Annotated in this window: 9 protein-coding genes; 6 read left to right on the top strand and 3 right to left on the bottom strand. The window is 36.9% G+C overall.

The features are described 5' to 3' along the window. Positions 1-15: 15 nt before the first annotated feature. Positions 16-768 (top strand): nitrilase-related carbon-nitrogen hydrolase, encoded by a 753-nt coding sequence (locus SB679_RS06530; RefSeq protein WP_410701481.1) that lies wholly within the window; start codon positions 16-18, stop codon positions 766-768. A 95-nt stretch (positions 769-863) separates the two neighbouring features. Here SB679_RS06530 and SB679_RS06525 read toward each other — a convergent pair whose 3' ends face one another. From SB679_RS06525 to SB679_RS06515, 3 genes are read right to left on the bottom strand one after another with little or no spacing between them, the layout of a single operon-like run. Next, positions 864-1163, bottom strand: a complete 300-nt coding sequence (locus SB679_RS06525) for a thioredoxin family protein (RefSeq protein WP_410701480.1) — start codon at positions 1161-1163, stop codon at positions 864-866. Positions 1164-1211: 48 nt separating this feature from the next. Then, positions 1212-1586, bottom strand: a complete 375-nt coding sequence (locus SB679_RS06520) for a rhodanese-like domain-containing protein (RefSeq protein ID WP_410701479.1) — start codon at positions 1584-1586, stop codon at positions 1212-1214. Positions 1587-1590: 4 nt separating this feature from the next. Beyond that, positions 1591-3000, bottom strand: coding sequence for an MBL fold metallo-hydrolase (locus SB679_RS06515; RefSeq protein WP_317740271.1), 1410 nt, complete (start codon positions 2998-3000; stop codon positions 1591-1593). Positions 3001-3277: 277 nt separating this feature from the next. On the opposite strand from SB679_RS06515, the gene SB679_RS06510 reads away from it, so the two are divergent. The 5 genes from SB679_RS06510 (at position 3278) to SB679_RS06490 (ending at position 11978) form a co-directional block, all read left to right on the top strand. Next, a complete protein-coding gene (locus SB679_RS06510) occupies positions 3278-4801 on the top strand; it encodes a helicase HerA-like domain-containing protein (RefSeq protein ID WP_410701478.1) in 1524 nt (507 codons plus the stop codon). A 27-nt stretch (positions 4802-4828) separates the two neighbouring features. Continuing rightward, a complete protein-coding gene (locus SB679_RS06505; RefSeq protein WP_410701477.1) occupies positions 4829-8743 on the top strand; it encodes a T9SS type A sorting domain-containing protein in 3915 nt (1304 codons plus the stop codon). A gap of 282 nt (positions 8744-9025) precedes the next feature. Further along, a complete protein-coding gene (locus SB679_RS06500) occupies positions 9026-10249 on the top strand; it encodes a PolC-type DNA polymerase III (protein WP_410701476.1) in 1224 nt (407 codons plus the stop codon). A 60-nt stretch (positions 10250-10309) separates the two neighbouring features. Next, entirely contained in the window at positions 10310-11509 is a 1200-nt protein-coding gene (gene lysA, locus SB679_RS06495) for a diaminopimelate decarboxylase (protein ID WP_410701475.1), read from the top strand. A gap of 46 nt (positions 11510-11555) precedes the next feature. Further along, positions 11556-11978 (top strand): hypothetical protein, encoded by a 423-nt coding sequence (locus SB679_RS06490; protein ID WP_410701474.1) that lies wholly within the window; start codon positions 11556-11558, stop codon positions 11976-11978. The last annotated feature ends 207 nt before the right edge of the window (positions 11979-12185 follow it).

The following is a 12185-nucleotide window of genomic DNA, read 5'->3' as shown; positions in this document are numbered from 1 at the left end:
TATTGAACAAGATTTATGAAGATTACAGGATTAAATTTAGATATCATCTGGAAAAATAAAAAAGGAAACTTTCAGTTAATTGAAGAGCAGCTTGCTCATGAAGAAGCAGATATTTTCCTCCTGCCGGAAATGTTCTCCACAGGATTTTGCATGGATGCTTCTGAAGTTTCAGACAGAAATGAAGAGTCTTTAGAATTTTTAAAAAAGATTTCAAAAGAGAAAAATGCGGCATTTTGCGGAAGTGCTCCGGTAGAACATGCCGGAAAGTATTACAACAGAATATTTTTTGTTCAGCCAGATTCCACTGTTTCTTTCTATGATAAACGGCATTTGTTTTCATTTTCAGGGGAAGACAAAGTCTATACTCCCGGCCGTGACAGGGTGATTATAAATTATAAAGGAATTCGTTTTTTATTGCAGGTCTGCTATGATCTTCGGTTCCCCGTTTTTGCAAGAAATAATGATGATTATGATGCGATATTGTATGTTGCGAATTGGCCAGAAAAGAGAGTAGGAGCATGGGAACATCTTTTAAAAGCCAGAGCGATTGAAAATCTGTCTTATGTGTTTGGGCTTAACAGAATCGGAACGGATGGCAATAACCTCTTGTATCAGGAAAGTTCGCATTGCTTTTTTGCTGATGGAACAGAGGTTGCAAAGAAAAGCGGGAATATTGTTTCAGCGGTCTTAGATATGGATGAATTAAAGGATTTCAGAAAACATTTTCAGTTTTTGAATGACCGTGATCAGTTTTCCATGCAGGATTAATCAGTTTGAAATCATTGTATAAAGTTTCCGCAGATTTCACTGTGAAAATGAATGTCTGCGGAATATAAATAAAAAAACTGTGAGGATATCACAGTTTATTGGTATTGTTTTAAAAGTTGTGTTAATGTATTCACATCATGGACTCCGCTTTCCTTCCAAAGAAGTTCTCCGTTTTTGAAGACAGCTAATGTAGGAACGCCTCGTACTCCATATTCTGCAGCAATGGCGGGATACTGATCCACATCTATTTTTATGATTCTTGCTCCTTCCCCAACATTTTCTTTTACCGTGTTTAGCACAGAAGACTGTACTTTACAGGGCTGGCACCAGGTGGCAAAAAAGTCGATTAATACAGGCCTTTCTGAATTAATGATCTCTTGAAATTTTTGTGACATATTTTTTGGTATTTAGTTTTAAAAAGTAAGCTTTAATTTAAAGTTGTATTATTGAGCCTTCGGCTTATCATCCTGAATTGCTTTCACATTTTTCCAGGTGGTTCCATCGTAAGCCTCTATACCATTTTTCTTTAATATTTCCATGGCCTGGTCAGCCTGAATTCCTTTATTGCAAAATACCACTACTTTTTTGCCTTTAAGAGCTTCCATATTATTTTGAAGGTCTGCTAAAGGAATATTAACTGCATTTTTTGCCGTTCCTTCTGAATACTGTTCGGAAATTCTTACATCTACTAAAGTGACATCAGAACTGTTCACCACTTCATGGATATTGGCTTTTGGGTATTCTGCAGTTGCGGTTTTGCAAGAACTTATGATAAATGCTGAAACTAAAAGGAATCCAAAAATTATACTTTTCATCATTATGTTACAATGTTTTGGATTGGCAGACAAAATCTGAGGTTGGAAATTTTTCAGTTTTTTTAATTCCGTTGTATCCACCTTCTATTTCAGTAAAGTTTCTGATTCCGTGTGAGTTAAGGATGCTTGCGGCAATCATGCTTCTGTATCCGCCGGCACAGTGTAGAAAGAAATGTTCAGAATCATCAATAGACTGTACCCATTCACTGATCGTGTCTAGAGGCTTATTGTAGGCATTATCAATATGTTCCGCAGAGTACTCACCCAGTTTTCTTACATCAATAACTTTAGAGTTTTCATTAAACTGCTCTGAAAATTCAGCAGGTGAAATTCTTTTCACTTCATCGATTTCCTTATCGGTATTTTTCCATGCATCAAAACCTCCTTTCAGATATCCTAACACATTATCGAAGCCAACTCTGCTTAGTCTTGTAATCACTTCTTCTTCTGTTCCCTCGTCGGAAACCAGCAATAATGGATGCTTTACATCTACGATTAAAGTACCTACCCAAGGGGCAAAATCACCTTTCAGTCCTATATTGATCGAGTTGGGGATAAATCCTTTTTGGAAATCAGCAGGGCCTCTTGTATCTAAAATCAAGGCTCCCGTTTCTTCTGCAAAGCTTTCAAAGTCATCCACAGAAACCGGATTTAATCCTTTGTCCATTACACTGTCAAGGCTTTCGTAGCCGCCTTTGTTTAGGGCTACATTCATTCCAAAATATTTCGGAGGAGCCGTTAATCCGTCTAACACTTCTCTGATGAAAGACTCTTTATCCGGCTGATTTAATGCATAATTGGTTCTTTTTTGATTTCCCAGAATGTCAACCGTTTCCTTCTGCATATTTTTACCGCACGCAGAACCTGCCCCATGAGCTGGATAAACGGTAATACTGTCATCCAGAGGCATAATTTTGCTGTGAAGGCTTTCGTATAAAATTCCTGCAAGATCTTCCTGGGTAAGGTTAGTTGCTTTCTGGGCAAGATCAGGTCTTCCTACATCACCTAAAAATAAAGTATCACCTGTAAATATTGCTGTTTCAACACCATTTTCATCAATTAAGAGATAGGTGGTGCTTTCCATGGTGTGGCCGGGAGTGTGCAGCACCTTTATTTTTACTTTTCCGATTTCAAAAATCTGATTATCTTCTGCGATAATTGCTTCAAAATCAGGATTGGCAGTCGGGCCGTAAACAATCGGGGCTCCGGTTTTTTTGCTTAAATCCAAATGTCCTGAAACAAAATCTGCATGGAAATGAGTCTCAAAAATATATTTTAAAGTTACATTACCTTTTTCCAGGCGATCCAAATAAGGTTTAACCTCTCTTAATGGATCTATAATTACAGCTTCATTTTCTGATACTATATAATATGCCCCTTGTGCCAGGCAGCCTGTATATATTTGTTCAACTTTCATCTTATTTTTTTAACAATTTTGTTGTTATTATTTAGTCTACAAAAATCGTATTTTATTTTTTAAAACACGATAAAATAAAAAATCGATATCAATAGAATAAATCTATAAGGTTTTATTTATTCTAATTTACATAATATCTTTTAGGGCATTACATTTCTTATACCAAATTAAGCAAATTAATAGACATTTAAAACTGAACTTAATCATGAATATTTTTTGAATGGTTAAATGTTTTATAAAAAATTTTATCTTTATGAGTTAAAATAAAAAATTTCAGATGGCAGATAAAACACAATTTATTGAAGAATTAAATTCAAAATACACCTCAAAAGGGGATTATATTATACTAGGAAAGGGAATGCTGGACGGCGAAGTCGTTTCAGAAGTGAATGTAACGATTCCTTTAAAAACCATTAACCGCCACGGTCTTATTGCCGGAGCTACCGGAACCGGTAAAACAAAAACGCTGCAGGTTTTTGCAGAGCAGCTTTCCCATGCAGGCATTCCATCATTAGTATTGGATATTAAAGGAGATTTTTCTGGGATTGCAGAAGCGGGACAAATGAATGCCATAATTGAAGAAAGATATGCAAAAACACAGCTTCCATATAACCCACAGGCTTTTCCTGTAGAGTTAATGAGTATCTCCGGTGGAGAAGGAGTAAAACTTAGAGCAACCGTTACAGAATTCGGTCCTGTATTGTTAAGTAAAATTTTAGAACTGAATGATACGCAGCAAAGTATTATGTCTATTGTTTTTAAATATTGTGATGATAAAGGACTGCCTTTGATCGATCTTAATGATTTAAAGAAAGTTTTGCAGTATGTAACGGATAACCCACAAGGAAAAGCTGAGCTTGCGGCCAATTACGGATCAATTACAGGAGCTTCTTTAGGGGCTATTTTAAGATCCATTGTTGCATTAGAGCAGCAGGGAGCGGCTGGATTTTTCGGAGAGTTAAGTTTTGATGTGCAGGATCTGCTGCGCACAAAAGACGGAAAAGGAGTGGTAAATATTTTAAGAGTTGCTGATATTCAGAACAAACCACAGTTGTTTTCAACCTTTATGCTGTCTCTTTTCGCTGAAATTTATATGACTTTCCCTGAAGAAGGTGATAGCGGGCGACCTAAACTGGTTTTATTTATTGACGAAGCGCATTTGATCTTTGATGAATCTTCAAGAACTTTGCTTTCGCAGATCGAGACTATGGTAAAACTGATCCGTTCTAAAGGAGTAGGTATTTATTTTATAACACAGATCCCGGGAGATGTTCCTGAAAATATACTTTCTCAATTAGGATTAAAAATTCAGCATGCGCTGAGAGGATTTACAGCAAAAGATAAAAAAGAAATTTCAAAAGCGGTTGAGAACTATCCGACAACGGAGTATTACGATGCTTCCAACTTAATTCAAAACTTAGGAATCGGAGAAGCGTTTATCACCGCTTTGGATGAAAAAGGAATTCCGACACCTCTGGTTCAGACCTATTTAATTTCTCCGGAATCAAGAATGGATGTTCTGAGTGCTGCCGAAATTTCTCAGCTCACCGGCCAGTCAGCGTTAGTTGCTAAATATGAGGAGGCTGTAGATCGTGAATCAGCGTATGAAATGCTGACAAACAGAATGGAACAGGCTGTACAAAATGCACCTGCCCAGAAATCAAAACCTGTAAAAGAGGAACCTGGTATGTTTGAACAGGTGTTACAGAGTAAGGCAGGAAGAACCTTTACCAGTACACTCATGCGTGAAGGAGCAAAAGCTCTGCTCGGAATGTTTGGGCTGGGAGGCAGAAAAAGATAAAAACTAAAAAAACTAAAACTAATAACCATGAAAAAATGTCTATTGACGTTTTTAACTGTGTTTTTCCTATTCTCAAATGGGCAGACATGGTCAAAACTTGCCGGAGGAGAAGGCTACCAGGGATACATCAATTCTTATGGTGGCGGCGGCCTAGGATACAGTGAAGTACTGAATCAGTTTTCACCTAAAAATTTACCGGATTTTTATCCTTTTGATACCTCATACTCGTATCAGAGTGATTGTGCGAGATGGAATGTAAACGATGAGTTTATTTACCTTTACGAAAACAGATCTGGAAATGTAAACTTCTGGATGTTTGATACGGCTATCAAACAGTGGAAAAAGCTTAACGACACCAGTACTGCCAATTATGGCGTGCAGGGAGTGGCTAGTGCCACCAATTTTCCCGGTGACAGAGTAGGTGCAGTAACCTGGGTAGATAATAACGGCGACCTTTGGATGTACGGAAATGCCTATTTTCCCAAGCAAACCGATATGTGGAAATATGACCGTTCTGCCAATATGTGGATCTGGATAAGCGGAACACAGGCTGACACAAGCAGCCTTCCTGCCCAACAGGGAGTTGCCAGTGCTACCGCTCTTCCCAAAACCTATAAAGATTCCTATTCCTGGGTGGATAGCCAGAATAACCTTTGGTTTTTTGGAGGATCATCGGTGATCACATTGAATAACAGTTCAAATCAGGTTTGGAAATATAATACCGCTACCAACCAATGGACGTGGATGAAAGGTTCTAATGATTCTGATTATCAGTATGCTGCGAATGTTTTAGGAACTGAGAACGTTGAAAGTGCAGCCAATTCTCCGGGAGAAAAATATATGTACAAAGGTGCTTATTGGCAGGATAATAATTATATCTATCTCCTTCCGGGAGACGGGCAGCCGATTATGTGGCGGTACAATATGCTTACAAACAATTGGAGCCATGTGAAGAAAACAGCAACTGCTTCAACTTTTTATAATTATGGAACAATAGGAGTAGAAAATAATACCAATTTTCCACCTGCTGTTTTAAATCCGTCTTATTGGAAAGACAATGCCGGGAATTTCTGGATGTTCGGAGGAGAAGTTAAAGATTCTGAATATTATCTGTCCGGAAATGTAGATTACAGAGCATGGGTGAATACGCTTTGGAAGTACAATCCGACCACCAACAACTGGACCTGGATGAGAGGAAAAAATCCTCTTTCCTATACGTTGAATGTCAACAGTACGAACAGTGTCCCTTTTAATCCCGGATATTACGGAAATAAAAATGTAACCTCGGACAAAAATATGCCTTCGAGCCGAAACAGATCTATTTTCTGGAAGCAAAATAATGAATTGTTTTTTGCCAACGGAGAAGGATATCTGAGTGGAAATCCTTTAAGATACACCGACGTCTGGAAATATGATATTGCCAGTAATAATTTCACGTGGATCGGCGGAAGAACAGCTTCCAGCAATAACTTAGAATATATTGAAGATGCGGTCAATCCGTCAGTTTATAATATTCCGATTGTAAAGAACTACTTTTTTGATGGGGTAAAAACGGTGTATGCCTTCAGACAGTCAAAATTAAATGAAATCTGGGCCTTTGATATGGTTGATAATACATGGCAGTGTATTAAACCCGGCCAAACCAGTAATTATGGAACGATAGGAGTAGAAGCGCCAACCAATGCCCCTTATCGTACGAAAAACATATGGCTGAAGGACGGGAATCTTTATATGCTTGGAGCAGAAGCCGGATCGAATACGCCAAGCTCACTTTGGAAGTTTGATATAACCACAAAAAATTACACGTGCCTTAAAAAATCATCTTACAGTCCAGGAACGATTAATCAGCCTAACGCAAGTAATTTTCCGATGGCAACCTACGAAGCGGCTAACTGGGTAAACGATAATAAACTGTACACATTAGGTGGTGGAGATTCAGATACTTCTTACAGTGATTTCTGGGAATATGATTTTAATACCAATATCTGGACAAGAAAAAATGGTCTTCCAACAAAACTTACCTCAATGTCTTATGCTAAAGATTCTGGGAATAACGTCTGGATTTTTGGAGGAACTTATGGAACAGATGATTCATCGCAGGTTTCAAAGAAAAACAATAATGTCTGGAAATTCAATTACGCAACAAAAGTATGGCAGCAACTTCAGGGAGGTCCTGAGAATGCATTAGGAAATTATGGAACCCAGAATATTTCAACCAATACCACCAGACCGGGAGGAAGGGCTTCACTTGCCTATTGGATGGATAAATATGACAGACTTTGGATTTATTGCGGTCAGGGATATTCCGAAACTCCAAGTGCAGACTATTACAGTAGATTTTTGAATGATCTCTGGTTTTATGACACCCACCAAAACAAGTGGTTTTGGGTATCAGGAAGTAAAAATAATATCTTGATGAATGAATTCTCCAACGGATACTATGATAATTCAAGGTTTATCAGCTCAGAAGCCAGAACAGAAAATACATTTTATCCATTTATGTATAATGATAAGCACTATCTTTTTGCAGCAAGTTCTTTTTATGGAAATAAGATCAATGGGTTATGGAAATTGGATGTAGATAATGTTCCCAGCTACAATTTTGTGGGAGGAAATGCTACACTCGATGCGGATAATAACTCTTGTTCCGCAACAGATCCAAAATACAAATCATTAAAAGTGACCGCTCAGAATGGAAGTAATTCCGCTGTTGCTTATACAGATGATTTGGGGAATTATAGTATAGTACTTAATCAGCTGAACACGGCAACCATTACGCCAATGCCGGAAATTCCCGCTTATTTTAATGTAAGCCCTTCTTCTGCAAATATCAACTTCACTTCAGGGAATAATATGGTTACCCAGAATTTCTGTGTAACGCCCAATGGGATTCATAATGATCTTGAAATCAAGATTATTCCGATGAGCCAGTCAAGACCGGGATTTGAAACAAAATATAAAATTGTGTATTTCAACAAAGGAACAACAACACTTTCAGGGTCTGCAAAATTCGAATATCCGCAAAATTTTGTGATGTATCCCAATTATACGGTAGCACCGAACTCCAATACAAATGGAGTAATGACCTGGAATTTTACCAATTTGGCTCCTTTTCAGCAAAAAGAAATTATAGTAGGGCTTACTGTCAATACACCTACTCATCCTACATACCCTGTGAATGCAGGTCAGGTACTTTCCTATACAGCAACGGTAAATCCGGTATCGGGGGACAGCACTCCGGCGGATAATGTTTTCTCATTCAACGATACGGTGGTGAATTCATTTGACCCTAATGACAAAGCTTGTTTGGAAGGAAGTACGATCAGCCCTTCTATGGTAGGAGGCTACTTACATTATCTGATACGATTTGAAAATACAGGTACGGCCAATGCGATCAATGTAGTGTTAAAAGATGTTTTGGATGCTTCTAAGCTTGATGTTTCATCATTGCAGCCTATCAGCGCATCACATCCATATCGTGTTTCAGTGACCGATGGAAATAAACTGGAGGTTAACTTTGACGGTATTCAACTTTCTTATCCTCCGTATCTGAACAGAAGTGGATATTTCCTTTTCAAGATAAAAACAAAACCAACAGTCGCGGTGGGGGAAGTGATTAAAAATAAAGCAGATATTTATTTTGATTACAATAGCCCAATTCTTACTAATGAATATCAGACGGTTATTACACAGGTTTTAGGAACACAGGAAATCACCAAGGAGAACCTGGGAATATATCCCAATCCTGCAGCAGATGTGTTAAACATAAAAACGAAAGAAAATATAAAGAGCATCAATATCTATGATGCATCCGGAAGACAGGTGAAAACCCTTATCAATCCGGAAAGTAAAATTGATGTAAAAGAATTAAATTCAGGGAATTATATTATAAAAATCACCACTGGTACCTCTTCTTACCAAAGTAAGTTTATTAAAAAGTAACTGATTTTTATTTCTTTATAATGGCTGTTCGAACTTCATTACTGATAGTTTGAACAGCCATTTTATCTTTTTTGATATAATTTTTGTTATTTTAGCAACATTGCCCTACTGGTATTGGACGATTTTATATAATGTTGTAAAAGCGGATATCATACATCAGTAACAGGCATCCTGACGTATGGCATAGGTTATGTACTGATTGTACTGCCTGATGCTTCACTAAAGTAAAACGGGATTATCGTAATATTAACAGAAAAATAGTTGTATAACAGCAAGTTGTAGATGTATTCAATTATAGATATAGAAAGTAATGGTGCAGGTTACAGAAACGAATGCATTATAGATATTGCCATTTATAAATATGATGGCCAGAAAATCGTTGACCAGTTCATCTCTCTCGTGAATCCCGAGAGCGATATTACCCCTTTTGTGCAGAAATTAACCAATATCACTCCGAATATGGTGAAAACTGCTCCGAAATTTCATGAACTGGCCAAAAGAGTAATTGAAATTACTGAAAACACAACACTGGTAGGTCATAATATTGATTTCGACTACAGAATGCTGCGTCAGTCTTTCAGCAGACTTGGGTATGACTTTAAAATCAATACTTTAGATACCATTCCATTAGCTAAAAAACTGATTCCCGATGAGGTAAGCTATTCCTTAGGAAAATTGGTGAGGTCTTTGGGAATTCCCTTGACTAATGCTCACAGGGCTGAAGGAGACGCCAGAGCTACGCTGGAACTTTTCAGGCTTTTGGTTTCGAAGGATACTGAGAATGAAATCATCCAGAAACAGCACGATGAGACGAATGCAAAAACATACATCAATAAAATAAAAACCCTGACACAGGATCTCCCTAACGAAAAAGGCTTTATTTATTTCCAGAATAATGACGGAAAGATTATTTTCTCAGATTGTGTTCCGGACATCAACAGATTCGCGAAGAAAATGTTCAATTCCAAATCTAAAAAATGGGAAGACATTCAAAGAGATGTTGAACAGATTAATTTTGAACTTACCGGAACGGAAATTATTTCCAAACTCATCCTCAATTCTAAAAACATAAAGAAAAGAGAAGTATTTGCTTTTGGTCTTTATCATAGAAATAACAAATATGTTGTTGAAAAGAACAAACTGAATAAAGCTGAACGCCCTCTGTTGAAGTTCAGATCCTTTACACAAGGAGCTAAAGCGGTTCAGTTTATCACTGCTCTGGAAGAATATAATGACATTGCTGCTTTCAAAAAGAAAATAGATTTCAAAAAAAGAAATGAACTCTGGCTGGGAACAGGAAGAAAATTAGGAGAAAAACTATTTTTAATCATTGAAAATGGCAGAGTAATTTCCTATGGATTTTATGAGCTGTTTACCCAGATTCAGACGTTAAGCAAGCTTTCTAAGCTTAAAATTGACCTTCCTTTATCTTCCACCGATTTGAATAATGAACTGCAGCTGGCATTGCTTCGTGGTGATTTTGAGACCTTACCATTGCCGAAATAATTCACGATTCACTACATTTGTACTTTCTTACTAACAAAAAAGAAGTTTTACTTATTAATTATGAATTCAAAAGATTTGCTAAAAGTTGCCAATGAATATGGCACGCCGGTGTATGTTTATGATGCTGAATCTATCAAAACTCAATACGAAAAACTTACATCTTCTTTTTTAAAACACACAAGGTTCTTTTATGCTGCTAAGGCATTGACAAACATTAATATTTTAAAATATGTCAAGAACTTGGGCGCTTCTTTGGATTGTGTATCGATTAATGAAGTAAAACTTGGTCTAAAGGCAGGATTTCCTAAAGAAAAAATATTATTTACTCCCAATTGTGTTGACCTTGCTGAAATTGAAGAGGCCATGACGCACGGAGTTCATATTAATATTGATAATATCTCTATTCTTGAGCAGTTTGGGAATAAATACGGAAACACGTATCCCATTCTTGTGAGAATCAATCCGCATATTTTTGCGGGTGGAAACTATAAAATTTCAACAGGGCATATCGACAGTAAGTTTGGGATTTCTATTCACCAGGTTCGACACATCGAAAGAGTGATGAAAAGCACCAACCTGAATGTTGAAGGCCTTCACATGCATACAGGAAGCGAAATCAAAGATCCTGAAGTTTTTCTTCAGGCGTTGGATATTATGCTGGAACTGTCAGAGCATTTTCCTAACCTGAAATACCTGGATATGGGAAGTGGTTTCAAAATTCCTTATCAGGATAGTGAAGAAGAAACCGATGTGAAAACATTAGGGAAAAAGGTAGAGAAAGTAATCTCCGAATTTTCTAAATCTACAGGTAAAAAGTTTGAATTGTGGTTCGAACCCGGAAAATTCCTTGTCGGAGGAAGCGGATATCTTTTGGTGAAGGCCAATGTGATCAAACAAACGACGGCAACTGTTTTCGTAGGTGTGAATTCCGGATTTAATCATTTGATCCGTCCTATGTTCTACGATTCTTACCATGTCATTGAAAACCTTTCTAATCCTAAAGGAGCGGAGAGAATCTATACTGTAGTGGGAAATATCTGTGAGACAGATACCTTTGCATGGGATAGAAAATTAAACGAAGTAAGAGAAGGAGACATTTTGGTTTTCCGTAATGCAGGAGCGTATGGATTTGAAATGAGTTCCAACTTCAACTCCAGATTAAAGCCGGCAGAAGTATTATTCCTGGACGGAAAAGCACATCTGATCCGTAAGAGAGACGAGTTTGAAGATTTGTTGAGAAATCAGATTGAAGTTTTGTAATACCAGACAAAACCAGTAACTTTATTACATCCAAAAAATAAAAGTTATGAAAAAAATATGCTTAGCGCTAGCAATAACTATTTCTGCATTTTCATTTTCACAGACGTATGTAAAAGTTACATCTGATAAAACTCAGGTAGAAGATACCTATAAAGGAGGTCAGGAAAAATTTGATTCTGATTTAATCAATAATCTGCAGGTTACAGGGGGAATGTTCCAGGTAACAGGAGATTTTACATTGAATTTCAATGTTGATGAAGGCGGGAAGATTTCTGATATAAAATTGCTCCCGGAACTTTTTGATAAATCCTTTGAAAGAGAGGTGAAAAGAGATGTTTTAAGAATGAAAAAACATTTTGCCAGTAATGAAAAGCAAAAGGTGTCAGTAGATCTCAGTTTTTCAAGAAATATACCCGATCAGTCTACGCGAACAGCAATGACCTATCAAGCTGGAAATAGTTCAAGATAATTTTGAATAAGAATACAAAACTCTGCAGAAATGCAGAGTTTTTTTATGATTAATTAATATAGATTTATGAAAAAAATAAGCTAAAAAATAGGTAAGAATCTTTAATTATTAGCTAAATTTGATAGGAAGATTGATTTTTTAAATGCAAAAATTGATCGTCGTTAATCCGTATTATTTCTCCATTTTCATTAAAAAATAATCACAAAA

This window comes from Chryseobacterium sp. SIMBA_029 (assembly GCF_046535275.1).
GTDB lineage: Bacteria > Bacteroidota > Bacteroidia > Flavobacteriales > Weeksellaceae > Chryseobacterium.
The sequence above is the reverse complement of the archived record's forward strand: the minus strand, read 5'-3'. Positions and strand labels throughout refer to the sequence as shown.